Origin of the sequence: Pullulanibacillus camelliae, assembly GCF_014642655.1 — a bacterium.
Classification (GTDB): Bacteria; Bacillota; Bacilli; order Bacillales; family Sporolactobacillaceae; genus Pullulanibacillus; species Pullulanibacillus camelliae.
This window is the reverse complement of the sequence record NZ_BMIR01000017.1, coordinates 28,421-54,923: the sequence shown is the minus strand read 5'-3', so window position 1 is coordinate 54,923 and position 26,503 is coordinate 28,421. Positions and strand designations below refer to the sequence as shown.

The 26,503-nt window shown below is 42.4% G+C and carries 24 protein-coding genes and 2 pseudogenes; 8 read left to right on the top strand and 18 right to left on the bottom strand.

Annotation, left to right across the window (positions count from 1 at the left end):
- Positions 1-10: 10 nt before the first annotated feature.
- Positions 11-460, bottom strand: coding sequence for a Dps family protein (locus IEW82_RS15255; protein ID WP_188696301.1), 450 nt, complete (start codon positions 458-460; stop codon positions 11-13).
- A 103-nt stretch (positions 461-563) separates the two neighbouring features.
- Positions 564-1,979 (bottom strand): Na+/H+ antiporter NhaC family protein, encoded by a 1,416-nt coding sequence (locus IEW82_RS15250; RefSeq protein WP_188696298.1) that lies wholly within the window; start codon positions 1,977-1,979, stop codon positions 564-566.
- Positions 1,980-2,065: 86 nt separating this feature from the next.
- On the opposite strand from IEW82_RS15250, the gene IEW82_RS15245 reads away from it, so the two are divergent.
- On the top strand, positions 2,066-3,397 hold the full coding sequence (locus IEW82_RS15245; RefSeq protein WP_188696295.1) for a TrkH family potassium uptake protein: 1,332 nt from the start codon (positions 2,066-2,068) through the stop codon (positions 3,395-3,397).
- Here the strand turns inward: IEW82_RS15245 and IEW82_RS15240 are convergent.
- On the bottom strand, positions 3,383-4,048 hold the full coding sequence (locus IEW82_RS15240; protein WP_188696292.1) for a TVP38/TMEM64 family protein: 666 nt from the start codon (positions 4,046-4,048) through the stop codon (positions 3,383-3,385). The genes IEW82_RS15245 and IEW82_RS15240 overlap by 15 nt on opposite strands.
- Positions 4,049-4,372: 324 nt before the next feature.
- On the opposite strand from IEW82_RS15240, the gene IEW82_RS15235 reads away from it, so the two are divergent.
- Complete coding sequence (locus IEW82_RS15235) at positions 4,373-4,840, top strand: OsmC family protein (RefSeq protein WP_188696289.1); 468 nt, start codon at positions 4,373-4,375, stop codon at positions 4,838-4,840.
- A 26-nt stretch (positions 4,841-4,866) separates the two neighbouring features.
- Here IEW82_RS15235 and IEW82_RS15230 read toward each other — a convergent pair whose 3' ends face one another.
- The 4 genes from IEW82_RS15230 to IEW82_RS15215 form a co-directional block, all read right to left on the bottom strand.
- On the bottom strand, positions 4,867-5,115 hold the full coding sequence (locus IEW82_RS15230) for a hypothetical protein (protein WP_188696286.1): 249 nt from the start codon (positions 5,113-5,115) through the stop codon (positions 4,867-4,869).
- 212 nt (positions 5,116-5,327) lie between these two features.
- Positions 5,328-6,617: a purine/pyrimidine permease gene (locus IEW82_RS15225; RefSeq protein WP_188696284.1), complete on the bottom strand. Its 1,290-nt coding sequence runs from the start codon at positions 6,615-6,617 to the stop codon at positions 5,328-5,330.
- Between the two features lie 418 nt (positions 6,618-7,035).
- A complete protein-coding gene (locus tag IEW82_RS15220) occupies positions 7,036-7,284 on the bottom strand; it encodes a sporulation protein YjcZ (protein ID WP_188696280.1) in 249 nt (82 codons plus the stop codon).
- Positions 7,285-7,361: 77 nt separating this feature from the next.
- Positions 7,362-7,934: a DeoR family transcriptional regulator gene (locus tag IEW82_RS15215; protein WP_188696277.1), complete on the bottom strand. Its 573-nt coding sequence runs from the start codon at positions 7,932-7,934 to the stop codon at positions 7,362-7,364.
- Positions 7,935-8,103: 169 nt separating this feature from the next.
- Here IEW82_RS15215 and IEW82_RS15210 point away from each other — a divergent pair, with 169 nt between their 5' ends.
- The 4 genes from IEW82_RS15210 to IEW82_RS15195 all read left to right on the top strand — a co-directional run bounded on the left by IEW82_RS15210 (position 8,104) and on the right by IEW82_RS15195 (position 12,027).
- Positions 8,104-9,660: a copper resistance CopC/CopD family protein gene (locus IEW82_RS15210; RefSeq protein WP_188696272.1), complete on the top strand. Its 1,557-nt coding sequence runs from the start codon at positions 8,104-8,106 to the stop codon at positions 9,658-9,660.
- 18 nt (positions 9,661-9,678) lie between these two features.
- The gene (locus IEW82_RS15205) at positions 9,679-10,269 is read left to right on the top strand and encodes a YcnI family copper-binding membrane protein (protein WP_188696269.1); all 591 of its coding nucleotides are present in this window, start codon (positions 9,679-9,681) and stop codon (positions 10,267-10,269) included.
- Positions 10,270-10,363: 94 nt separating this feature from the next.
- Positions 10,364-10,891 (top strand): copper resistance CopC family protein, encoded by a 528-nt coding sequence (locus IEW82_RS15200; protein ID WP_188696267.1) that lies wholly within the window; start codon positions 10,364-10,366, stop codon positions 10,889-10,891.
- Between the two features lie 23 nt (positions 10,892-10,914).
- Positions 10,915-12,027 (top strand): CopD family protein, encoded by a 1,113-nt coding sequence (locus tag IEW82_RS15195; RefSeq protein WP_188696264.1) that lies wholly within the window; start codon positions 10,915-10,917, stop codon positions 12,025-12,027.
- A gap of 260 nt (positions 12,028-12,287) precedes the next feature.
- Here IEW82_RS15195 and IEW82_RS15190 read toward each other — a convergent pair whose 3' ends face one another.
- Positions 12,288-12,539 (bottom strand): hypothetical protein, encoded by a 252-nt coding sequence (locus IEW82_RS15190; RefSeq protein ID WP_188696261.1) that lies wholly within the window; start codon positions 12,537-12,539, stop codon positions 12,288-12,290.
- Between the two features lie 244 nt (positions 12,540-12,783).
- Positions 12,784-13,329 carry a superoxide dismutase family protein gene (locus tag IEW82_RS15185; RefSeq protein ID WP_229672659.1) on the bottom strand — a complete coding sequence of 182 codons (546 nt, stop codon included), beginning with the start codon at positions 13,327-13,329 and terminating at the stop codon, positions 12,784-12,786.
- Positions 13,330-14,241: 912 nt separating this feature from the next.
- Here IEW82_RS15185 and IEW82_RS15180 point away from each other — a divergent pair.
- Positions 14,242-14,619: pseudogene (locus tag IEW82_RS15180) on the top strand (transposase); the annotation flags it as partial.
- Positions 14,620-14,764: 145 nt separating this feature from the next.
- Here IEW82_RS15180 and IEW82_RS15175 read toward each other — a convergent pair.
- The 4 genes and pseudogenes from IEW82_RS15175 to IEW82_RS15160 form a co-directional block, all read right to left on the bottom strand.
- The gene (locus IEW82_RS15175; RefSeq protein WP_188696256.1) at positions 14,765-15,496 is read right to left on the bottom strand and encodes an anti-sigma factor; all 732 of its coding nucleotides are present in this window, start codon (positions 15,494-15,496) and stop codon (positions 14,765-14,767) included.
- Positions 15,486-16,073 (bottom strand): RNA polymerase sigma factor, encoded by a 588-nt coding sequence (locus IEW82_RS15170; protein ID WP_229672657.1) that lies wholly within the window; start codon positions 16,071-16,073, stop codon positions 15,486-15,488. The genes IEW82_RS15175 and IEW82_RS15170 overlap by 11 nt, the downstream gene beginning before the upstream one ends.
- Positions 16,074-16,216: 143 nt before the next feature.
- A complete protein-coding gene (rpoN, locus tag IEW82_RS15165; protein ID WP_188696251.1) occupies positions 16,217-17,545 on the bottom strand; it encodes an RNA polymerase factor sigma-54 in 1,329 nt (442 codons plus the stop codon).
- A 1,514-nt stretch (positions 17,546-19,059) separates the two neighbouring features.
- Positions 19,060-19,316, bottom strand: a pseudogene (locus IEW82_RS15160) (transposase); the annotation flags it as partial.
- A gap of 348 nt (positions 19,317-19,664) precedes the next feature.
- Here IEW82_RS15160 and IEW82_RS15155 point away from each other — a divergent pair.
- Entirely contained in the window at positions 19,665-19,889 is a 225-nt protein-coding gene (locus tag IEW82_RS15155) for a YdbC family protein (RefSeq protein ID WP_188696248.1), read from the top strand.
- Between the two features lie 2 nt (positions 19,890-19,891).
- Here IEW82_RS15155 and IEW82_RS15150 read toward each other — a convergent pair whose 3' ends face one another.
- The 5 genes from IEW82_RS15150 to IEW82_RS15130 all read right to left on the bottom strand — a co-directional run bounded on the left by IEW82_RS15150 (position 19,892) and on the right by IEW82_RS15130 (position 26,335).
- Complete coding sequence (locus IEW82_RS15150) at positions 19,892-21,388, bottom strand: o-succinylbenzoate--CoA ligase (protein ID WP_188696245.1); 1,497 nt, start codon at positions 21,386-21,388, stop codon at positions 19,892-19,894.
- Positions 21,389-21,528: 140 nt separating this feature from the next.
- Positions 21,529-22,347: a 1,4-dihydroxy-2-naphthoyl-CoA synthase gene (menB, locus tag IEW82_RS15145; RefSeq protein WP_188696242.1), complete on the bottom strand. Its 819-nt coding sequence runs from the start codon at positions 22,345-22,347 to the stop codon at positions 21,529-21,531.
- Positions 22,337-23,182, bottom strand: coding sequence for a 2-succinyl-6-hydroxy-2,4-cyclohexadiene-1-carboxylate synthase (gene menH / locus IEW82_RS15140; protein ID WP_188696240.1), 846 nt, complete (start codon positions 23,180-23,182; stop codon positions 22,337-22,339). Before menH ends, menB begins: the two co-directional genes overlap by 11 nt.
- Complete coding sequence (gene menD / locus IEW82_RS15135) at positions 23,172-24,938, bottom strand: 2-succinyl-5-enolpyruvyl-6-hydroxy-3-cyclohexene-1-carboxylic-acid synthase (protein WP_188696237.1); 1,767 nt, start codon at positions 24,936-24,938, stop codon at positions 23,172-23,174. The genes menH and menD overlap by 11 nt, the downstream gene beginning before the upstream one ends.
- Complete coding sequence (locus IEW82_RS15130) at positions 24,938-26,335, bottom strand: isochorismate synthase (protein ID WP_188696235.1); 1,398 nt, start codon at positions 26,333-26,335, stop codon at positions 24,938-24,940. The genes menD and IEW82_RS15130 overlap by 1 nt, the downstream gene beginning before the upstream one ends.
- Between the last annotated feature and the right edge of the window lie 168 nt (positions 26,336-26,503).

The window sequence follows — 26,503 nt, the reverse complement described above, 5'->3', positions numbered from 1 at the left end:
CATGTAGCCGTTATTCATAGGCCAAAAAGGAGCGCAGCATCCAGACGTGCTTTTCAAATTTGGCTTGTAAGCCAATAAGCAAATCCAGTGTAGGTTCATCATTAAGCTCCCGAGCCAACGGCATCCCCTCTTCAACAATCTCATGGATGAGCTGATTATAATCCTTATGCAGCTGGGTGATGATTTCTGTTTCCTTATCATCGGCAGTGGCCTCTTTTATCGTGCTCTCGTCCACATATTTTGTCAATGTAGCTAACGGCTTACCGCCGATAGCTAAAATCCGTTCAGCGATTGTATCAAGATCAGCAGCAAATTCTTTATACAGTGTTTCAAATTGAGCATGTAGCCCAAAGAAATGATGGCCTTGGATAAACCAATGGTAGCGATGAAGTTTGACATACATGACGTTAAAATTCGAAAGCTCTTGATTTAAAAAATTAATGAGTTTTTGATTTTTCACGAGGATCACCTCTCCTTTTTCAGATTACTGTTTAAGAACTTGTCCTTTTTAATCAAGTTCCCAAAATCAATACGTATTAAACCCACCTAGATGGCTCACTGCTTTAAAAAAAAGAGGTTGCGATATACCCCAACGTTGCAATGCCAGCGGCAATGACAGCCGTTTTCAATTTAAAACGAGAGTAGGAAACGGCTTCTAAATCAAGGACACCTGCCATCGTATTGGTATCATCACTCAAAGGGGAAGAAAATGTGCCAAAGACCCCACTGGCGAATACAGCACCAACAACCATCGATAAATCCGCTCCAGAACTATGAGCTAACGCTACGCCTAGGGGCATTAAAATCCCCCATGTTCCCCAGGAAGAACCAATAAAATAAGAGATGATGGCTCCTAAAACAAAGAGGACAGGTGGAATAATCGATGTCGGAATCCAAGATACGTGACTGGTGACAAAATCGGAAAATCCCAATTTATTGGTCACAAGTGTCAGGCCCCACACCACACTTAATAACACAACGACATTCATCAAATTATTGCCACCATTGATAAATTCCGTCATCAAATCCTCTAAGGTGAATCTTTGTATCAGATAAAAGATGAACGCCACCAAGGTTGAAATAATTAAAGCGACTAGCATCGCATTGAGCACATCTGCCTTGATAAAGGCTTGGAATAACCCTGTTGCCCCATTGCCTCTGCCGCTAAGATAGGTGAGAAGCAAGGTTAGTACGATATCTAAAACAAGCGGCACAATGAGATTAATTGGGCGGGCAGGCAAATCTTTTGCAACAACAGGGTGACAATCCTCCCAGCCCTTTGCCTCTGCTTGTTTGGCGTTTTCCGGCGTTGACGTTTTTTTAACCCTTTCTTTATCACGATGAAAAAAGCTTAAATAGATCCCGACTAAAATTAAAGCAATCGAAAAGAAATTAAATGGGATACTGTGTATGTAAAGCTCATATGGATCCCCACTGATCTTCTCATTTCTCAGAGACACATCAATCACAGATGTCATGTAGCCAACAAAAGCAGTGGCTACAGGAATCAGTGATATCAATGCTGTACCCGTTGTTTCGATCACATACCCTAACTCTTGTCCAGACATTTTTATCTTTTGAATTAGCGCCCGCATAATTGGACCAACCGTTACGATTCTAAAGGTTGGCGAACTAAAGGTGCCTATTGTCGATGCCCAGATAAGCAGCAGTGCCTGACGTTTGGTTTGCACATGTTCTGCTGACCATTTTACAAAGCCTTTTATACCACCCGAATGCTTCATGATGCCTACCAAGCCAGTAAAAATGTAGAGAAATAAAATGATCTCAATATTGCTTTTATCTATCAAAGCTTGAACCACAAAAGCAACCGCGGCTTGAATCCCTTCAACGACATGAGGTCGATAAATATAGGAGCCCACAATCAAGCCTAATGTCAATGCCGGCAAAACCTTTTTAGTCATTATGGCTACAGGAATAACCACTAAAAAAGGAACAATGGAAAGCCAGCCTCCTCCCATGAACCATCCCCCCATTACTTTGTATTCTGTTCATAGTTTGGTGCAATCAGGGGAAAATATGCTTATGAAATCTTAGGAGTGATACTGTGGCTGCTCATAAAAAAAGAAAGTCTCTCAATCCACCGCAAGTCCTCGCATTGCTTTTAATCAGCGTGATCCTTATTGGCACACTTTTATTGAAACTGCCCGTCGCTACAACACAGCCTATCTCTTGGATGACCGCATTATTCACAGCTACTTCAGCGACGACTGTTACCGGATTATTCACTGTGGGGAGCACTGATTTATTCACTCCTTTTGGCGATATTATTATTTTAATCATCATTCAATTGGGTGGATTAGGCATTATGACCTTCGCCGTCCTTATTTTTTTGTTAGTGGAAAGAAGCATTTCGATCAAGCAAAGATTAATGATCCAAGAAGCGTTGAATCAAAACTCTCTTGGGGGAATTGTTAAGCTTGCTAAGCGATTGCTCATGTTTTCCTTATTTTTTGAAGGATTTATGGCCATTTTACTCGGCTTTCGCCTCATTCCTGAATGGGGATGGGGCAAGGGGATGAGCTATGCTATTTTTCATGCGATCTCGGCATTTAATAATGCAGGATATAGCCTTTGGCCTGATAGCTTAACGCGTTACGCTGGTGATCCCGTGATTAACCTTCTATTTTCTGCCTCCATTATGATCGGCGGACTAGGATTTACCGTGTTAAATGATGTTTGGGATAAAAAAAAGTGGCGGGCCTATCGCCTGCATACAAAGGTCATGCTTCTCGGTACCGTCATTCTTAACGCCATCGCTATGGTGCTTATTTTTCTTTTAGAATATGATAACCCTTTAACTCTTGGACATTTGCCGTTGCATGACAAAGTATGGACAGCTTTTTTCCAGGCCACCACTACGCGGACAGCAGGATTTAATACAGTGCCGATTCAAGATCTCCGACCTGAAACCCTCTTCTTAATGATGATTTTAATGTTTATCGGTGCCGGATCGGTATCAACAAGCGGTGGCATTAAACTGACCACTGCAGTCTGCCTGATGATGATGGTTGTCGCTTATGTCCGTAAACAAAAAGAACCGACGCTGATGCGCCGATCCATTCACCACGATGATATCTTCAAGGCTTTAACCATTACCATTCTAGCTATTGGCATGATTTTTACTGCTATTTTTATACTGCTTATCTCTGAAAGATCTTCCTTCACCTTTTTACAAATTGGCTTTGAAGTGGTGTCTGCATTCGGAACAGTGGGCCTGTCCACAGGAATTACCCCGGAGCTCAGCCCGGTTGGACAATGGGTCATTATTTTAGTCATGATCTTTGGTAAGCTAGGTCCTCTAACCATGGTATTCTCTATTGCTTCGCGCACACGTGATGATATTCGCTACCCGAGCGGCAAGCTATTTATTGGATAAGCGCTCGCCTTCTTTTCGTTTCAGCCTCTGGCCCTTCTTGGGCTGGGCAGCATACATGCGCTTTTCCAGCCATTTGCCAATCAGCCAAAAAACCACCATACCCATGGCAACGGGAACAAGTTGAAGCGGATGAGCGAGCATGTCACGCCAATCGGCACCTATGAAGGTCACAACGCCAATCATCACAGCTTTTCCCAACATAATCGCAAGGAAAAAAGAATAGGGATTGATTTCAGAGAGTCCTGCAACAACATTAATAAGAGAGGAAGGAGTAAAAGGAATCGAAGAAACAAAAAACACAGGGCCGAACCTTCTACGATCCACCCAATCAAGCATGGATTGAATCTTTTTGCTTTTTTCTAAGAAAGCCCGCAATCGCCGATGAGCCAGCCAGCGAATGAACATAAACACAATAAAAGAGCCGAGAACCGTTCCTGTCCAGGATAATAAAAACCCGATAAAAAAACCATAGGCTGCCGCATTCGCTAAAACAAAGGCCACAAGGGGAAGCGGTGGCAAAATAGCTTCGAGCAAAGGCAGAAGGATGCCCAGAAAAAAGCCCAATCCTTGATAGCTCTGCAAGAGATTTTCTACATTTTCAAGTGTCACATAGGTATGTATCCAATTTTCAACATCATGAAAACTCTCCATATGTCTGCGGCTCCTTTAGGTGGTGGTTAAATCAAGAACATTTAAAGCCTAAGCTTGCCTATATGCCTAGTCCTAATAAAAATGGCTATTTTATAGACACGCCTTATAGAAGGGGCATGAGCCTTTATAAATGGAAAACAGAGGATAGAAATTCCCTGAAAACAAGACCAATATTTCTCAATATTATAGCATAGAATCCTAGACAGCTTGCTCATGTTGATGAACAATTTTTTGACATGCCTACCTGCAAGGAGATTCCTAAAGCATTCCTTACCTTCTTGCCCTTCACACTATGTTATCCTTAGCCAAGGAGGGATCAAACAAATGACAACTTATTCATTTACTGTTCAAGGTCAGTGGGCTGGTGGACGTCAAGGAAAGGGGCAGTTGAACGCATCAGGTATCCAATCTGCAATTTCTGTCGATACATCCATGGGGGGCCAAGGCATCGGCACTAATCCTGATGAACTGCTTATCGCTTCTCTACAGTCCTGCTATCTCATGACATTGGGCATTCATTTAGAACTGAACAATGTCCCTTATCACTCAATAGAAATTCGTTCTGAAGGCGTGGTTAGCGATGAAGGCGGTCTCCATTTCGAATCGATTACCCATTACCCCATTTTAGTTTTGGAAGCCCAAGCCAGTGATACCATTTATAAGCGTGCAGAAGATGTGTTACCCAAGGCAGAAGAACATTGTATGATCGCTAAGGCCTTGAAGGGCAATGTACACATTCATATCTACCCAACGCTTATACGCCATGGGGGGGAAAAGCAACATGAGGAATGAAGAGAGCAGTGAACCCTTCCACTGCTCTACACTTTATATTTATCGGTGTTGGATTGCTTAAATGCATGCATAATATGTTCTTGAGAGTTTTTAATCGTATGTACAAGTTCCTTTGCCTGATCTTGAGTGTATTGAATGGCAGATTTTTTATCATGAACATCCTTTAATAAATCCGCTGCTGTTGTTTGTAAACGCTCCTGATGCTTAATGATCGACTCACTATCTTTTCTAAGGCGTTCTGTTTTTTGGGACACATCGACAATCACGGATTTCATAGCCTTCGCCTCGATAAACAGCCTGATAATTAACCATATTAACGCCAGAGCAATAACCCCTAAGCTCACCCAAACAATAATCAGTTTAACCGCCTCCTTATAACGTCCTTTTCCCCATCATAACCCAACCTGTTTGTGTTTGCCTTTAATAGGCTAGGCAATCAATAGGATTCTCTACTAAGATTCCCTATTTAAGATGCCTTTAATCGTCATTAAGCTTGATTTTTATCGGCCAAGGGAGTGGGTTTCTCACGCCCTATTGTTTGATCAAGAATGACGGCAATGACAACACCCACCACCAACCCATTATGAAGAATGGAGGACACAACATTTGGCAGATCGGCAAGTGCAGTTTGTGGGAGAAGAAGAATTCCCGTTCCAGCCATGATGGAAACCGTAGCAACAGTAACCTTTTTTTCTTTGTGCAGCTCCCCTTTGAGCGCATTTAGGCCAAGACCAATGATACCTGCCATTGACAAAAAGAGTGTTGCATAGCCAACCGGTGCAGGAAGCGCTGCGAAAAAGCCCATGATAACCGGAAAAAAGCTAAGGACTAAGATAATCAATGAACCGATTAAAAAGGGCAGACGCTCTTTGATCCGGGTGGTTAAAATAAAACCAGCAGAACCCGAGATCGGCACACCACCAATCGTTGGAAAAATTCCTGCGAGGATTTGGTTAATCCCCATGATAAAACTCGTCCGTCTCAAGCTCTCATCCTTCTCTGGTCTGACAACCTGTTTGACCGCATCCACACTGGCAATGAGATTGGTCAGCAAAAGAAGACCTGTTAGGCAAGCAGTAATAACCACCCCGAGATTAAAGGTCGGCTTTCCCCATACAAACCATTGCGGAACAGAAAAGACTTTATGGGTAGCCACCACCTCATTGTCGGTTAAGCCAAAGACGGCAAACAGAATCCAGCCAATGATCAAGCTAAAAAGCACCGAGTAATTTTTGAAAAAGGTAACACGAAACTGAGATAAGACAATAGCGATAATAAGTGTAATCAATGCAATGACGGCAACTTTACTGTCGATTTTTCCGCCTTCTGCACCAAGAATCCCTTCCACAAATGGTCCGCTCAATTGTAAAATTAACAAAATTAAATACGTACCAATAATAGTTGGGGTAAATAACTTTTTGACACTATCAATGAGGTTCAACAGGGTTAATACAAGAAACAACACACCCGAAACAAACAAGCCAAGTTCGAGGCTACTGAGAATGGTATGACTCTTCTCCCCAATCGCAGCTCCGCCAGCATAAGCAAGAAAGACGCCCCACCATAAGCCTGCTGGGCCCTCCATTAATGGCAGCTTATGGCCAAAAAGTCCCTGCAGCAAAGACGTTAGACCCATCACAAAAAATGTCCGTTGCAGCAGCTCCGCTGTTTGCTCCGCAGAAAATCCATAAGCAAAAGCAACAGATACAGGAGCGACAATCGTTCCTGCCAAAATAAACACCATCCATTGAAAGGATGACAAGGTCAATCTACTCATAAATCAATCTCCTATGTATATTTAATCCGGTAATTATAGTTTAACAAATGAACAAGGAAAGTATAGTGATAAAAGCCTCAGGTTGAATAGAAATAGCCAGACATAAGAAAAGCATGCCTGGCCCTTGTCCTTAGTATAGAGCATCATCAGATATGGAAGAGGCTTCATTGCCTGATCAAGTGGATTGAAGCGCAAGGTGCGAGAGATTCGGAACACTCTAAGATCGTGCGTTTCACGGGCGCCGTGGACTCATGATGCGATACCAGAGTCCACAGCGGGAAGTGAGAGACCGGTAAGCCCCCGCAGCGCCCAGCGCAAGGAGCGAAAACGCGCACCGTCCTTCATGATCAGAAATGTTATACTTTCTGACCTTTAAAAAAAGCCACACTTTTGGAAAGGAGTGGCTCAACACACGCTTCTACCACCAGCCGAACGGAGCACCTCCACCATAAGGAGGATAAGCATAAGGATTGCCCCAGTAAGCATTGGCTGGATAGCCATATGGATGATATTGCCCAGGATAATAAGGATGATAAGGGTTCTGATAAGCTTGTTGTGCATGCTGCGCACTTTGCGATTGGATAGCGCCCACAATCACAAGCAAAATAAACAGAATAAGATAAAGTGTAAACTCTCTTTGTCGTTCCTCCCTTTTCGTTTTATCCACAAGCGCTCCCCCTCTATTAAGAAGACATTACTGCATCATATGCAGCTTCTTAATAAAGGGTTTCATTCTTTAGACATTTACTCAACATTCCCACAGCATTCCATTGTTGTCGATAGCTTTTCGGTGGCCCTATGGAAGGTATACACCTGTCCACCAAAGCCTGTCACAAATTGCTCGGCATGCTTCCGTTCAGCGAAGGTAAGGACTTGCGGCTGGCAGCAACCGATATTTAAAGATGTATCCATCACATACCATGCCGCTGACACGCTTATTGTTGTATGATGTAAGAAATCAAAGCAAATGGCTTGGACAACTTTATCTCCAAGCTGCTGATGTCGTAATAATCCACAATGGGCACAACAGGCTATTTCTGTTGTGTTGTTGTCCAGGATTAAGCGATACGTTAAGCGCTCCTTAATTGGCCGACTACAGTAGACACAGGATGTGCTCACAGATTCTTCTGATGGATTTGTGGCCAGTGTAATCCCGCCAAAGGTTTTTATAATGAAGCCTTCCTCTATCAGCGGTTTGATATCACGATGAATGGTCATCTCTGACACCTGAAACTGTCGGCTAAGCTCACTGATTTTTATATGGTGTTTTGATTGAATTAACGCTTTGATCTGCCTCTGGCGCTCAATAGGTAACATGCTCTTCCTCCCACACTCATCCTGACACATTTCTCTCACAAACTCGTCACGAGTTTTTCATTCTTTCTTCTGCTATTTCTTAAAGTATCATATAAAATAATGGTAACACCGATGTTATAACTTGTTATTTTTCAACACATACTATCATAATAGAGAAGGAGGTGTCTAGTTGAAAAATAAAGTAATCGTTTGCATCGTATTGTTATTATTTGTTATAATCCCACAAACAGCAAGTGCACATGCTCATCTGCTTCAAGCCACACCAAATGACAACGAGCAATTAAAACAGGCACCAGACACTGTCAAGCTGACATTCAATGAGCGATTGCAGCCCGAACTTTATTACATAAAAGTGTATGACTCTAAAGGCAAGCTCGTGTCGACAAAGACAAAAATGTCCGCTGACCATACGACGCTATCTACTAAGCTTAAGACACTAGCAAAAGGGACCTATACTGTTAATTATCATATCATATCTGCTGACACTCATCCTGTTGAAGCCTCTTATTTATTTTCGATAGGACAACCATTATCTAGCACAAGCGCTGTCCAGCCAAAAGAAACGCCTCATCAAGATGGCATACAGTCATATATCCTTTATGCCATTTATTATTTCTTACTTTTAAGCACTTTAGGCTGGCTATTAATAAGCGTATTGCGCCCAAGTCAAGTGAAACAAGGCTTTCGATGGTTGATGAGCTTAAAAATCTTTTTATTCATCGTTTCGATGCTAGTCAGCCTTGGTGAGCTGTCACAATCCATTTCTGGGTTTAATGGTCACGAGCTCAATCTCTTTTTATTCCATACAACGACAGGCAGCTTTGCACTCGTTCGCGTCTGTCTGGCACTCATCGTTCTTTGCCTCCCGCGGAGATTGCGCTGGTTCAATGGTCTTGCCTTTATCGCATTTATTTTATTAGAAGCGCTAAGTGGCCATGCGATAAGCTTTTCTCCGAAATGGCTTTCAGTGATTCTGGATGCCGTTCACTTAATCGGCGCCGCTTTTTGGGTCGGAGGCTTGCTTTATATCGCTCTTCATTGGAAGAGAATGCGAGAGAGCACTCAAGAGTTTTTACCGTTTTTCTCTAAAGGCGCTTTTATTAGTCTCGTCGCTTTAGTGATCTCGGGCATCCTAGAAACATTTATCTTCCTGCCCAGTATTACAGAGATTATCGATAGCACCTGGGGAATACTCTTACTCTTAAAAACATTGCTTGTCATAGGTGTCTTTATCACCGCCTTTTTCATTCGCAAACAATTAAACAAGCAAAAAGCTTCTTCCTTTTTAAGAGGGTTTAAAATTGATTTTCTCATGATGTTGGCGATTATTGTTATCGTTGGAGCCTTCACTCACATGAGTCCGATTCCGCAAAACAAACCTTTAGATTGGAAAACAGATCAGAACGGTTTCGTGACGGCTTTGTCCATCAGCCCGCGTGATCCTGGCGTAACCAACCGCTTTCAATTAACCGTTCGTCACCAAGATCTCAGCATCCAAAATGTGCATCTCATCTTGAGAAATACAGATAAGGGCATATCAGGGTTAGATATTCCTTTAAAGAGGCTTTCAAGTAAAAAAGAAAAGCAAACAAAGATTGATGTCTTTCAAGCTCAAGGCAATTATTTAACACTTTCCGGTCATTGGGAGCTTGAATTACAAATTCTTGATAACGATGATAATTACACTGTTCTCAAGAAAGATATATCCGTATACCCGAATCAATAAATTAAGGAGATGATTCTTTTGAAAAAATGGTTAACGATGATTCCCGCTGTTGTTCTAAGTATCTTTATTTTCTCTAGCATCGCCAGCGCTCACGTAAAGGTTCACCCTTTTGAGGTGACAGGAGATTCCTACCAAGAATTCACGGTTAGCGTGCCAACGGAAAAAGACATTCCTACAACTAAAATTCGTCTCGTTGTTCCCAATAGTGTCGATGTGTCCTCCTTTAAGCCCAAATCAGGATGGGACTACACCACAAAGAAAAATAAGGATGGAAAAATTACAGAAATCACTTGGACAACCAAAGGAAAAGGCTTGCTACCTAACCAGTTTGATGAATTTGATATTATGGCTCATGTAGCTAAAAATGCCAAGGAGATTCGTTGGAAAGCTTATCAAACTTATTCTGATGGCAGTATTGTCAAATGGATTGGTCCTGAGGATTCTGAAAATCCAGCTTCCATAACGAAGGTGGTCGCCGGTGATGCCACAGATACATCAGCTACTGATGACAAATCCTCGGGGCAAAATTGGGGGCTTTATCTCTCCATTATCTCAATTGTCCTTGGCATTATAGCCATCATTATTGCACTTGTGAAAAGAAAAAAGTAATATTCTAAATAGAGAAATAGATGCTAAAGCGATGGATGTCCATCGCTTTAGATGTCTTTTACCAAAACAAAAGGGATAGAGAGGAAGGGATAAAGTGCCAAAAAGGTTAGGTTTTATTTTTGCTCTACTCCTATTCAGTCTCCTTGTGCCGCAAATAAGCCTGGCACATTCCGAATTAGTAAAGAGTACACCTGCACAGGGCGGAAAGGTATCGGGTCCCGTCACAACGCTTAATCTAGAATTTGGAGCTGCTGTCGAAGAATTTACCGATCTCACACTAACGGATGCGCACGGCCATACCTACGCACTTGAGAAGCCGATCATCAAAGAAAAACAAGTCATCATCATGCCCAAAAAGCCGTTAAAAGAAGGTCAATATAAGCTGTTCTGGCATCTTATCGGTATCGATACACATAAAGTTCACGGCTATTTAGCTTTTGGTATAAATGAAAACGCTCCAAAAGCGTCAGCAATCATTGCAGCTAATGAATCAGCTCAAGATGATCCTGTACAAACCACTGAGCATAATCATAAAACATCACTTTACATAACCATGATGATCCTCTTCGCCGTGGTCATTTGTATCGGACTCTTTTTCACCTTGCGAAAACAGCCTGAATAGAGAAGAAAAAAGGAGGGAATCTTTTGTTCGTTGTTTGGATTACCGAATTTCTTTTATATATTTGTTTATGTCTTTTGACAGGGACCTTGATTTTTTACAGTCTGCCGGAGCATCGCCGCCCCAATATCTTTGTTTCTAAGCGTTTATTATTATGGACGACTGTTGGAGCTGGCGCTTTATCCTTTGCCCCCATTCTTAGCACAATGATCACCATGTCAAATGGCATCGGCTTTTGGACAAGCTTCAAAAATGTCTTATTTGTTTTCGAAGCGGGTCAGGCTTGGATTTTCACATTAGCAATGGCACTGCTGCTCTTTGGCTTGATCTACTTTAATAGATTACAAAACGACACGTTTCTTGCACGGATTGGGTTGATTCTCTGTGTCTTGCTCATCGGAGGCTATGCCCGTGCTGGCCACGCGGCTTCCTTATATCCTTTAGCGGGATTCACCTCCCATTTTTTTCATTTACTTGCTGTGACGATCTGGGGGGGATGCTTATTTGTTGCCGCTTGGTTAAGTAAAGACGAGCAAAATTGGGGAAGCTTTTTAAGGTGGTATACACCACTTGCTTTAATCTCCGTACTCATTGTCCTTGTTGCTGGCTTTTTTACAATGGATATTGATATTGCGGCACCCCTAAGCCATTCTCTTTCCAGTACGCTTTATCAATACAAACAAGGTTTCTTTTCAAATTATGGCCAGGCGTTGCTCATTAAGCATCTATTAGTTATTCCACTACTTTTGTACGGTCTATTCAATGGCTTTTTCCGCAAGGCGATCAAACGCTATCATTCTATTAAGTGGGCAAGGGCTGAAAGCTTTGTCATCCTATTGATTTTTGCGGTCACCGCCTTTATGGGCCAACAGCCGCCACCTCACCAGCCTGACCAGTATTTAAATTTATATGGACCCAGTCCTCTTTTCTTAGCTATTTATCAAAAAAATATTCCGAGTGATTTCGTCGTACATTTCAGCTTCAATGTGTTCAGCTTTATCTTTATTGACTTTAGCTTACTCTTTCTACTCATGATTATTTTAAGCTTTATAAAAAAGTTCCCCAACATCATTTCACTATTGATGGCTGTCGGATTTCTGGCAAGCACCTATTTCAGCATCATGGCGACCATCGCTTAAAAAGCAGCACAGCTATGTAAAAATTTGCAAATCGCTTCTGCTCATAGAGAAGCCGAACGCATTCCTAATTGCGAAGGCATGCGTTCGACTTTTTGAGTCAGTCATGGAGTGCTGGCTTCCAAGAGCACTTCACTTTTTGGAGTGAGAGCTTTGGCGTCCGACGCGCAAAATGTACTAACCCAAGACTGAATGGATCCATTCTTTTTTAAAACATAAAAAGAACCGCCTCGTATAGAAGCCGTTCTTTTATTGGATATGTTTTAATTCATCAAACGATCAATTTTTTCATAGAGATAGTCTCTAGCATCATCCAAATATTGCACAGCGGTTTGCTCATTTGTTAACTTGAGATAGGCGTTTAAAACAAAATCTGAGAGCGCGTCATCCCCCGCCTCTTGAATCACTTCAAGTACCAATCTTCCAGTCTTATCAGGCTCTCGATCCATTAAAATAGCTGTTTTAAATTCACCGATAATCTCTGTGAGAATCTGTAGTCTCTCTAAGTTACTCACGTGCTTCACTTTCCCTTTTATTAAAAGTTTACTTTTCTCCTACTATAACACAACCGTAATGCCGTAGCATCTGAAATGATATTTTATAGGGAAGTAGAATAATAGACAAGTATATATTTAAAAATGTCGCTTTCAACTCTATTCTCTATTTCAGGGGACTTTCCTCTTCGAATTAAGCGAAGCCTATTCTTCCACAAAATACCCTCAGACCCGTGCTGAGCGTGAGGGAGATTAGCATACTTTTTTATTTAATAACACCGCAAACGATTCTTGCTCCTGAATTTCCTGAGGGATTCGTCATTTGATCATCGACATTTTGATGAATGACTAAAGCCGATCCATCTAGATCTCGTAGAGAATTCTCCTTCCCTTTCATCAGAGTGACCCTCGGGGTTATAAAGGTGGTATTAATCTTGCCCTGAGCATCGGCATTGACGTTTCTTAAATCTCCGGCATGTGGTCCTTTAGGATTTTTAAGTCCATGTTCTTTTTTGAAAGGATTGAAATGCTCACCTGCACTGATAAAATCAGGTCCCTCACACTTCCCTGTTTCGTGAAAGTGAATGCCATGAAAGCCAGGATCAAAGCCTTCCGCAATCACCTGAATCACAACACCATTGTTTGTTTCCACGAGCTTTGCTTCACCCACCACTTTTCCGTCTTTGCTCTGTAATGTCACTGTATAAGGCTTTTTAACCTTCTCCTCTGCTCGCACTTCTTGAGGAGCGGACAGATGAAGCATGGATAAAATTAAAGCAAGAGCTAAATAACTAAACACGCCTTTTTTCATCTCAAAACCTCCATGACCAAATATTGTCATGAATAGTTTGAACAAATTTTACTGGTTCATTCTTTTAAATGTTTTAGATGTGCTCTATTTCTTTTCTAGCTGCTCAAACCACTGCGGCTTCATCACATCAATGACCGCTTGTGTTTGATCATTGCTCACATGGGGGTTCACTGGTTTATCAGTAGTATAAGGCATCTCGCCAGTCCATCTTGTAATAAAAGTTGAATGTGTTGAGCATGAAGGCCTTTTTTATGGTAAACCGATCGAATGTTTCAGCAATCATTTTGGGCTCCCCATTACCTTTCCTTGCTCTCCCACTCCATAGAAAGAGGCTGGGATAAAACCAGTAAATTAAGAGTGGCACCTACCAAAAATTGGTGGGCACCACTCTTTTGAATTAAAAAGTATAAAATTCTGTTTATCATCGGAACTGGCAAGGTTGATTTCTGCCACAGAACGCTTGCTTTCCTCATGCCCACACGATGTGGGTAGGGTCGGCGTTGTCACAGGACGTGACGTTTTTAGCCGATCGTCCTTAGTGGCCTCAGCTCACTTGGGAATGGACCGATCTGTTTTCCCAAGTATTTGTGATTAAAAGTCCCCTGTTCCTGCGTCTACGCGTATGGCTTCGAAGTCAGCTTTCTCGGAACAACTCGAAGTGTATTCGTGAAGTAACGCTGGCCCCGTTCCCGAAGGCGCCAGAGCGTCTTTCGCTCCAATCCACTTGAAAACCGACGAGGCTTTTGATATTAAAACCTTTTTTAGTAGCTAAGCAAGACTGAGCCTTCTTGCCTTTAAAAAGTTCTAAAAATAAGTACGCAGAAAGGATACCTTCTGATAAAGTTAAAGTATCTCTAAATTAACAATCGGAGGTATCCTTATGTTTAAACATATAACAAGAAACAAGTCGTCTTGCTGCTAGATTTAGAAATAAAGATTCGAGAGAATGACGTTGCCTATGCAGTCAATGATAGGGTGGAAAGTATACCGGATAAGGCGTTCTCTAGTTTCTTGCGTGAAACAGGGTATCCTTCCTATCACCCTCGCATGATGATGAAAGTGATTTTGTGTGCTTACACGCAATCGGTTTCTCTGGCAGAAAGCTCGAAGCTTTACTGAAGGATAGTGTGCGCATGATGTGGCTGGCTCAAGGTTATGAACCAAGCTATCGCACCATCAACCGTTTTCGTGCTCCATCCAAAGGTCAAAGGGTTATTACGTCAGTGCTCCGTACAATTTCGTTGCCAACTGATACAAGAAAAACGCATCGATGAAGAAGCGCCCCTTATCACGTATAATTAAAAGTGACGAAGAACCAGTTTTTGGATTTCTGAAGGCGAATTTGCGTTTCACTCGTATGTCAGTGCGGGGCAAAGAAAAAGTAGAAAATGAGTTAGGGTTTGTATTCATGACATTGAGTGCGAATCAACACCTATTAAAATTCACTTGTATCCGGTAAATCGAGATGTACCGTTTTGGGTCCCGTCTGAATTTGACTCCCACCTTGTGGTTCTAAGCTAACAATAAGTGTCTTAGCTTTTCCAACCATTTTATGATGTACATAGACATGGGCAAGCTCGCCATTAAATTGTAACACACCACCGACTTGGCGCTTATCATCGGTGACCAGCCAAACCTGATAATCCTTTCCTTCAACCGGTTTTAAACCATTTAAAAACAAGTAAAAATCATTGGAATGTCTGTTCATCCATACATAGCCATCTGCCTCACTCTCATGAACGGACAAAACGTTATAAGCCGTTGGCTGTGTCGGCGCAAAACTCATATTTTGTTTTTGAAAAGCCGCAGGAATCACCTGTTGTGAATGTGATACAGGATAAGTCGCTGTCATTCTGCCAAATAAAAAGCCAGAAAGCATGACAATGCCAATGATCGAGGTAAGCATTAAAGGCCTGACCCAAGCCCGTCGGCGTATCGGCCTATCTATGACCAAGGACCGATAAATACGTCGCTTGATCTTCTCCTTCGGTTCTAAAGGCCCCTCTGTCTCTTCACAGATAGCCTGCCAATACTCAACAATATGTCGGCATCGTGAACACGTTTGAAGATGTCTGCGAATGCGCTGGTCTTGATGCTGATTGACATTCTCTCTCAGTACGTAATCAATGAGCTCTTCCTCTCGCCAATGCCCATTATTATCGCTCATGCCCTTGATCCCCTCCAGAAAACGATGACCAATCTTCCTTAAGCAATTGTTTGCGTAAATTATTGAGACCATATCGTATTAAGGATTTCACTGTACCTATAGGTTTGTCCATCATTGCCGCTAACTCTTTTTGCGTTTGATAATTAAAATACTTTCCATACACTGCTTTTTTTTGAATATCAGGCAGCTTATGCATTGCCTTTAAGACGCGCTCACGATCTATATGCTGTAAAACCACTTCATCAATAGCGGGTTCCTTATAAACTGGATCAAGAGACTCCAGATATGCTTGTGAGCGCTTCACCTTTCTTTGCCTGTCAATATAACGACTTTTTGTTTTTATGGCCAACCACGCTTTAACACTTCCTCTTTTGCTATCAAACTGTTTAGGCTGACGAAAGACTTCTACAAACACATCATGGCATAAATCCTCTGCCTCACACGTGTTTTTTGTCATTTTTAACGCCAATTGATAAACATAGTGGAAATAAGTTTCATAGAATTGATCAAATGCTTGGGTTGATCCTAAACTGATTTGCCGCAATAAAGCCCCTTCACTCTCTTCGACTTTATCCATGATGTCCACCTCTCTACATGCAATTATCATTCGTCATGCCACTAGCAGCAAAGGCGAATGTCAATAGCACGTTAACTCCTTAGGCTGATGTTTAATGGCTTCCATACTTCCCCACTATAATTCCTTATCATGGCTGTCCATCACTAATAATGGGCACCTTGACTTTTTCTTTTTGAAGAACTCGGTAGATGCATCGCCTTTCTATATTTTGCGACGGTTCTTCGTGATAAGACCAGTCCCCTAGAAGTCTGCAAATGATCGACTATGGCTTGATCTGACAACGGCTTAGCTTTATCCTCCGCTTCTATAAGTGCTCTGATTAGAGCCTTCACACTTGTTGCCGAAACCTCTTGGTGGTAATAGGTTCTTATTTTAGTAGAAAAGAAGGTTTTTAACTCAAAAAGTCCTTGTGGTGTTTGAATATATTTATTTTTTACTGCTCTGCTCACCGTCGATTCATGAATACCACAAGTTTGCGCGATATCTCTTAAAGTTAATGGGGCCAGGTAATAAATGCCCTTATCTAAAAACTGCTTTTGATGATGCATGATCGCCTGACTCACGTTTAACAAGGTATGATGGCGTTGCTCAATGCTTCTCAACAACCAGAGCATTTGTTTATATTTCCCCTGTAAGTAACGCGTGGCTTCATGGTCATTTGCTGACTTTAACAGCGCGTGGTACGACCGATCATAATGGATCGCGGGTAAGAGATCGCTTTCCAATCTCACCGTATACTGACCATCACTGGAATGTACAACCACATCTGGTTGGATGTAGATTGGCTGCTCGCGTGAAAGCATTTCCCCCGGGCGCGGGTTTAGCGTTTGTATCAGCTGGATAGCAGACTCAATATCTTTTACTTCAACAGCCAATATTTCCGCTATTTCATGATGATTGCTTGATGCAATCGCCTCTAAATGGTCGCGAACAAGCGTGTAGGCCAGCGCTTTTTCCGAAGCCTTCCGCTGGATTTGGAGCATCAGACACTCACGCAAATGCCTGGCGCCAATGCCTGCTGGCTCCAATGTTTGCACAATCTGCAAGGCTTCATGGATCGCCTGTTCTGTCACACCGCATTCCTCAGCGATCATCTCTAAATCCTCGCGAAGATAGCCATCCTCCTCAATATAAAGAACAAGATGTGAAGTGAGTCGTCGTTGCTGCTGATCTAGAGGCAGATAGCGTAGTTGTTGAAGCAGGTCTTCTTGCAGGCTATCTTCCTCTTGCTTAATAAATGAAAGCGGATCCCTTTGTTCAGATGAATTAGAACTGGTGGATGAAAAAGACGCACTAGGGGTGGGAGGCACTGATGGCTCTTCAAGTGCCATTAACGGATTCTCCATCGCTTGCTCACGAATATAATCCGAAAGCTCTTGTGTCGAATACTGCAGTAAGTGAATCGCTTGCCGAAGCTCCGTTGTCATCTTCAACTGCTGGGTTTGAATCTGCAATGGTCTTAACTCAAGCATCTCCCATCCCCCCTCTTTCTTTTATTATAGACGCTAATGCTATCAACAGGCAAACTGAATCATCGTGAGAAAAAAGGGCTATCCTCCAGTCAACAGCTATTTGGAGCTTTCGGCTTTATTTTCATTTAAGCCCTGTTTTAATCACAACATCACCGTCGAATACTTTTCTTAATCAAAAAAACCGCCCCAAAAATGGGGCGGTTAAGTCAATACTCAACACTAGAGGGAGGTCTATGTTGATTTATTACACTGATAACAAACATTGCAGTGGGTGTTGCCATGTTTATTATCAATGAAAAACAAAAGGAATAATGGTGCTCGTTACACTGATTTTTTCCCCTTAAAAACATCGAAGGGGGATAAAACAGTTTTACCTACTTCCAAGCCTGTTCTTTAATCCGATTAAGCTATGCTTTTCTTATAAGAAGTATACCCTCAAGATCCGCTTGATTAAACATCTTTTCCTTCCTACGTTTTATCATAATCATTCAGTGACAAAAGTACATCGGGACTGAGGCTGAAATCTTTCGAGTGAAAATTCAGCCTCAAGGTATAGAGCAGCTTTCCAACTATCGACGGAGTTGCAGGACGGACTTGCTCAGTAAATTGTTCATCTTAATTTGAAACTAATTCTGTTTTTTCCTGATGCCCTTTTTTACCCATTATGACTGTTGCAACAATGCCACCGTAATCTTTAGCCACATATAAATGCTTCTCCTGAATAGAAGTGGTTATAGAATACTTCGTAGTCAATTTTTTAGATGCGAGAGATTAGCTGTCTTACTTGATGTAATAGACCCTATATCTACAGAAAAAGTAAGTGATTGATAGTGCTTTAATTGCGTTTTATCCCTCTTATATGTAAAGGGCGTTGTAATGGTCTGATATTTGGCATCATCATTCCTAGCTACCAATTTTATTTTTCAATGAGCAGTTTCTCCCTTAAATACGGGTTCTTTTTTGGATAGCTCATGACATCCTGTAAATATAGCTAAACCGAAGACAGCAATCACTAACCAGATTTATTCATCCTTCAAAGAAAAACGAGATTTCAGTTCAAGACCAAACTATATTAGGAATAATATTGAGAAAGTCACTGCGATGAAGCAATAAAATGATCGTGCACTAAAAAGTTATCTGTTTTTGGGCATACTTTTCCCTTGGCGCGAAAATAAATGTTGAAATTGGGTATAGCATGGGGAGGTGATTTCCGCTCCCGGCACTCGCTTTCCACGGGCACGGCCTCAGCCTCCTCGGAAGAAAGACACTTCCTGCGGGGTCTTCGGACACGTGCTGTTCCCGTAGGAGTCTCGTGCCATACGCTCCAATCACTCGAGTTTTAGCCTTTGAATGCGCTGTAGTATGTCCCAAAAAAACGCTTGATACACGAAACTGGAAGAACATTTGAAGAACATTTGAAGGACAAAGATCACCCGGATTTCACTAATTTACTAGCGACTTTAATGATCTTTGTCCGTATCGTTTGAATCTGCATATTCTTTTGTCCCTCTAGATTGATCAGCCGCATTATCTTCGGAATATCCGGCGATCATTTGATAGAGTTTTGGCGAATCGGCTGTTCATTCGCATGAACAAAGTAACGCCTTTCATCCTTTAGTTTGAGGTGTTGAATCAGAGTTTGTGAAAAACCAATTTTTTCGTCGAATTCTCGGAATATGAACTCACCTGTATCGGAGGAAAGGGCTCCTCCATCATTTGACAATTTCATTTGGCGATTGAAATCAAGCGATATTTGCGGTAAAGGAGCCATTATAAGAAGCCTTTCTGATGGTTATTTCGTCGATGTTTTAACCTTATCAGAAACGGATTTTTTCATTTAGTTGATGCGTTGAAATTCAGAATAAATCACTTGATAGATAAGCCTTTTTACTGTGTTTTGGGAACTTCTATGAATAATCTAGGACTAAAAAACATTTATACTTGTAGCCCACTAACACATCTCCTTAAAAAGGTTCTCATACAAGGGACTTTCAAATCATTATTGCACATCCCTTTAATTCCTTCCAGAAAAAATATTCTTAATATTATTGACAAAACAAGACAAATCTTTTAAAGTAAATACGAACATATATTCTACAAAAATTAAGGAGTGATCAAGTTGAGTGAATTTGCATTTAACATTATTGAGTCCTTTGGGACGCTATCACAGACGGAAAATGGTTGGAAAAAAGAGCTCACCGTTGTCAGTTGGAACAAACGTGAGCCCAAATATGATATTCGCAGTTGGTCGCCTGAGCACAACCGCATGGGGAGGGGGATTACTTTATCTAAAAATGAAATCAAAACACTTAAAAGGCTTTTAAATGGCATACCGATCGAATAAAGCTATTGAAAGTCACTCGGTAATCGTTTGACAAGCTCTCTTCGCAGGAGCTTACCCGATGCATTTCTTGGCAGACTATCCATGAAATAAAAGCGTGTAGGCACTTTATATTTTGCTAATGCATCCCTGCAAAACATCTGAAGATCTGTTTCAGTAATCTTTGCTTTATTTTTGAGTTTAACAAATGCGACTGGAACACGCCCCCACTTTTCATCCTTCATGCCAACAACGCCAGCTTCTTCTACCTCAGGGTGAGACAATAAGACCGACTCAATCTCTGCTGGATAGATATTTTCTCCACCTGATACGATTAAATCCTTCCGTCGATCAAGCACAAACAAAAAACCCTCTTCATCAAGATAGCCCATATCTCCCGTATGCAGCCATTGATTTTTTATCGCTTGTTGAGTGGCCTCTTCACGCTTGTAGTATCCTGAGGTGACATTAGGGCCTTTGACAACGATTTCGCCCGCCTGATTTGCAGCAACCCTATCGCCATGTTCGTCAACGATTTTAACTTGTGCTGAAAACAAAGGCTTTCCTGCTGAACCCGTCTTAGTAATCATGTGCTCTGGAGATAGAGTCACAATCTGCGAGGCTGTTTCAGAAAGACCATAGGTTTGGTAGACCGGTATATTTTTGTCAAGACACACCTTTAATAATGGTTCTGGGACAGGCCCTCCCCCAAGCAGCATACAGCGAAACGTCTCAGGATAGCGCTGATCTCCCAGCTCCTCTACCATTTTTGTCAGCATCGCCGTAACAACAGACACCATGGTGACCTTGTGATGAATAATAGCTTCATTCACAGCTTTGGCATCGAAGTGACGATGCAACCGCAACGGCATACCATAAATGACGCTTCTCATGATGATCGACAGACCACTCACATGGAATAAGGGAACAACGGCTAACCACTTATCTTCTAAGGTACAGCCCAAATTAAGCACCGAACCAATGGCACTGCCCCAGTGATTGGCATAGGTCAGAAGCACACCCTTTGGATGCCCTGTTGTTCCTGATGTATAGATAATTGTATGCGGAGCGTCACTGCGCATCTCTGCTTTTAAATAGTGATGCTCCTCTCCCACCACAAGCTGATCTAATGTATTAATATTGCATACTTGAAACGAGGAACGTTCTAAAACAATGCTGTTTACTTTCTCCTGATGGGCATTATCATAGAGCAACAGCGCCGCCTCGCAATCGCTGACCTGCCATGCCAGTTCTCTTGCAGATAACCGCGTATTTAATGGAACAGCTATCGCCCCTAAGTAGCTTATGGCATGATAGCTTGTGATCATCTCAACAGTATTATCTTGCAGTAAAGCCACTTTCATGTCAGACGTTATCCCATAAGTTGCTAAAGTGAGCGCTAAAGCCCGAGCAGATTCGTCGAGTTCTTGGAAGGTCAAAGCTCGTGACTCTGTTTCTATAGCTAGACGATTTGGGGTTAAAAACGCCCTTTGCTTCAGCCAAAGCGGTATCATATTTTCCATTTCACAAAACTCCCTTGCGAAGACAGACATAGATCTTATAGTACGCTCATCTCTTTATCTATGTTAATCCTGGTTATCATTTTCCAAACCAAATGCGCTCGATGTCATCATCAAGCGCATTGGACAATTATGCTATTCAATCATGGAAATCTTGGGAACTGATCAAAGTTTGGTTTTCTTTTTTCCTTAAAAGCATCGCGACCTTCTTTCGCTTCATCAGTTGTATAATAAAGCAGTGTCGCATCTCCACCAAATTGTTGAAGCCCAGCTAAACCATCCGTATCAGCATTGAATGAAGCCTTTAAGAAGCGGATCGCTGTTGAACTTTTTTCTAGGATTTCTTTCGCCCATTTTACAGTTTCCTCTTCTAATTGTTCGAGTGGGACAACCGTATTAACAAGACCCATTTCAAGGGCTTCTTGGGCATTATATTGACGACAGAGATACCAGATCTCTCGCGCTTTCTTATGACCAACGATTCTGGCGAGATAACCGGCACCATAGCCTGCATCAAAGCTGCCTACCTTAGGTCCTGTTTGTCCAAAAATAGCATTATCAGCAGCAATTGTCAGGTCACTGACCACATGAAGAACATGTCCGCCACCAATGGCATAGCCAGCCACCATAGCAATAACTGGCTTGGGCATGGTTCGCATTAAACGCTGCAAGTCCAATACATTCAAACGAGGAATGTTATCGTCACCAACATAGCCCCCGTGACCTCTTACTTTTTGATCCCCACCGGAACAAAAAGCTTTATCTCCTGCACCGGTTAAAATCACAACACCGATACTGGAATCATCTCGTGCTCTTGAGAAAGCATCAATCATTTCTGTTACTGTTTTAGGAGTAAACGCATTGTGTACATGAGGACGATTGATCGTTACCTTCGCAATCCCCTCATGAGTTTCATACAATATTTCATCATATGTACGCACTGTCTTCCATTCAATTGCCATCTAACATTCTCCTTTCATGATGTTCTATCATTCGATAAAAATCATCATATACTATTTTATCAAATTTCTCGGCTACTTCCACATGAAGTGCATGTCCAGCTTGTTGGACAATGATCAAAAAACTCATTGGCAGCCTTTGTTTCATTTCCTGGGCAATGTTCAGAAATTTCCTGTCCTTTTCTCCAACAACTAGGAGTACAGGCTGCTCCAAGTCCTTAAGTGCCTCCCATAAGGAGGGCTGTCGCCCCGTTCCCATGCCCCGCAAACTATTGGCAAGGCCAATGGGGTGATGCTGGAGCCTTTCCTTGCGAACGGCTTCTTTTACCGTTTGTGTTAGATGCTCTTGTGTCGAAAATAAGGGAATTTTCTCCCACTCATTGACAAAGGCTTCAACGCCTTTATCGATAATCTTTTGGGCCAACGCGTTATCCTTTTGAATACGGGCATCCCGCTCTTCCTTTAGGGCCAAACCAGGAGACGCACTTTCTAAAAGAAGCCCACTGACACGATGAGAATAATGCACCGCAAAGTACAGAGCCAGACGACCTCCCATGGAATAGCCTAACACATTAACCTTGTCCATACCTAATTCATCCAGAATGGCATTAATGCTTTTGGCAGCCTCTGACATGGTATATAGAGTATCCACTTGAGGGCATTCTGTTTGTCCATGGCCAATAATATCTAAAGCAATGACTTTATAACGCCTTGACCACTGAGCGATAAACGATGACCAAGTATGGTGACTCCCGGTAAACCCGTGTAAGAGGAGTAAAGGCGGCCCTTCACCTTGAACCATTACAAAATAGTCCACACCATTCGCTTTAATCCTCATGCCCTTCACCTTCTGCTGTAAGTCCATTATGAATATCTTGCCATAATTTATTATGGCGCAGTACATTTTCTTGGCGATTGGTGACTGCTTCGATGATTCTTAATCCCTTCAACCCTTGAGCGTTTTTTAACGCCTCATCGAACGCCTCTCGATGAACAGCTTTAAAATAATGCGCCCCATATAAATTAGCAACTGCTTCGATTTCATAATTGAGTGGGGTGCCAAATAAATCCTCAAATTGTTCTCCAGCTTCGCTCGCTTGCGGTAAAAAGGAAAAAATTCCGCCACCATTATTGTTAATGACAACAATAATCATATCCAACCCGTAGTTTTTCGCCATCATCAGCCCATTCATGTCATGGAAGAAGGCCAAATCGCCGATCAATAAATAGGCAGTTTGATGAACTAAGGCACTGCAGCCTAAAGCTGAAGAAACAACGCCATCAATCCCATTTGCTCCTCGGTTAGCGATAATATCTAAACCATCCTCTCGTGCCAAAAAGAAGGTATCGATATCTCGAATGGGCATGCTATTGCTGGCAAAGAGCGTTGCCTCTGGAGGTAAATGCTTATATAACGAAGCGGCAATATGTCCCTCAAACCAGGGCGCCGTACTCAAATAGCGTTCGAGTCCATCCCTTGCTATACTGTTTGCTTGCTGCCAGTCTTCACGCCACGTACCAGCCACGGCATTGTTTTGCTCTGATACTAGTCGAGAGAAGCGGCGACAAAAAACGACCGGATCTGTGTGGAGGATCTGTGTGGCCGGGTGGGTGGCATCCAACCAATCAAAGCCTTCATCTATGATAAGAAAGCTTGAAGGATCAAGTTGCTTCAGATATTTTGTTAAGGACTTTGATACAGGATTGGCCCCAAAGCGAATAATGCCATCCGCCTGATACTTGTCTATGAAAGCTGAGTTCCTAAGTAAAGCATCATAGCTATCGATGAGCAACGCTTGCTTTCCTTTGCTGCCAAAGCGTACTCCAGATAATGGATCAGCTAAAATAGGAGCTCCAAGATGTTCTGCCAGCTCGTAGGCACTTGCCCTTAACCCCTCCTGACGATTGGGACCAATGATTATCAACGGTCGGCGAATCGATTGCCACTCTGTAGCCAGCTGCGCATAAGCAGCATCCTCTAATGCAAGAAATGTGCTTTCATTTTTAGAAGTGGCTTTTTTGCCATAAGCCCATAACCCTGTTTTTTGAAAATCAGGCACAAGGGGCTCGCGAAAAGGGAAATTCAGATGTGTCGGTCCTTTAGGAACCTTTTCAGCGGTATCAACTGCCCGCCTTGCACTATAGCGAGCAAAACGCCACATTGCCTCGTTGTCTTCTGGCAGAGGCATGTCCTGAAACCATTTAACATGGTCCCCGTACATTTTTATCTGATCAATGGTTTGAGGTGATCCATTCCCCCGCAGTTCATGAGGACGATCTGCTGTTAATACCACCAAGGGAACCCGCCCATATTTGGCTTCAATAACAGCAGGATAAAAATTAGCTGTCGCTGTTCCTGATGAACACACAATGGCAACAGGCTGATTGCTTTTCTTTGCCATGCCTAATGCGAAAAAGGCTGCCGAGCGTTCATCCACGTCAATCCATGTTTTTAATAAGGGATGCGCATGAATCAACATGGCTAAAGGTGTTGAACGTGAACCTGGGCTGATGACAACCTGGCGAATCCCTTGTTCAGCAAGCTCGTCTACAAATGCAGCTGTAAAAGATGTCAGTGCAGAACGGTAAGCCATTATCTACTCCCCCTTAAAGCATTAAGCATGGGACGAAACTTCATTTCTGTCTCGATATATTCTGAATCTGGATGAGAATCACTAACAATACCACATCCAGCATAAAGACGAGCGTCATGGCCACTAATGAGTCCCGAACGGATCGCTACAGAAAAGTCGCCATTGCCTTCACCATCCACCCAACCAATTGGGGCCGAATACCAGCCACGATCATGGGTCTCAAGCTCGGTGATCCGCTCTACAGCCAGCCGTCTAGGTGTCCCTCCCATAGCCGGTGTTGGATGAAGCTTCTCAACAGCATCAAATAGGTGGGCTGAGCTTTTGGCTTCTCCCTTGATTGGCGTATAGAGATGTTGAACATCCTTTGTTTTCAGCAAAGTAGGATAGGGATCAACCTCCGTTGATTCACACCATTCGGCAAAGACATCCTTAAGCATCTGAACCACATAAGCATGTTCCCGCAGATTCTTTTTATCATTAAGCAACGCATGTCCAAGTTGCTCGTCTTCATAGGCTGTCTTTCCTCGCCCAGCCGTTCCCGCTAAAGCATCCGCAAAAAACTTATTTTCCTCACGCTTCACGAGACGTTCGGGTGTCGCACCAATAAAAGTATCCCCCTGCCGTTCAATGGTAAACACATAGCTGTTAGGCTGTTGCTCAGTCAATTTCTGAATAACTGATGGAATATCATAGCCGTTTGACGACTGTGCCAAGATGGAGCGGGAAAGCACGATTTTTTGCAAGGGACCCTGCGCCATTTCATCAATAGCACAGGCTACCGCTTCCTTCCACTCCTCACCTTTTATATCATAAGCCTTAAGCGCTGACGCTGATTGCAATGAATGAGCCTTCCTTTGCAAAAGCCTCTCACGCTGTTCTTCTAAATCAATGATTCGCTGATAAATGTTTTCTTCATCTGGACCAACGACAGCATTAATGGTTAACCAACAGCCTTCGCAATCTATCGTTAATAAAAATTGTGGCAATACTAAAGCAGCAGAGGGAAAGTGCTGCCACTCTTCTTGTTTGCTCGCTTTTGAATCGAAGCGAAATCCCCCCATCAACAATGGGCCTCTGGCAGGCGCCTTCATCGTGATAGAGTGCTTCTTTACAAAGGTCTCCCATTGCGACTTTATGAAGTGGAAACGCCCTGTGTCCCCTTCATATTCAAAGGCTCGTGCACAACCAATTCCAACTAAGCTTAACCCTTTTGGATCAGACCAATAATGTCTATAGGATGTCTTTATCTGACAGCTATTTGCATAAAATTGTATTGAACTTATTCCTTCCACTTGCATTGTATGAGAAACAAGCTGTTCTGTACGTTCTTGTTTAGCCTTTTCAACAGCCATAATAAAAGATTCGCTAAAAGAATCTTGCTTCACTTCGTTAATCATTGAGGTCTTTCCTCCTAGTTCCCAATACAGACTCCCCCTGAGCCTAACAAACATGCAAAAGACCGACTATGTCGGTCATAAACAGCTAATTTAAGCATACACCTGTAGGAATTTCAGTGTCAATTTAAGTGCAGGGTGTAACTGTACTGCCAAAATACTAAGAACTTT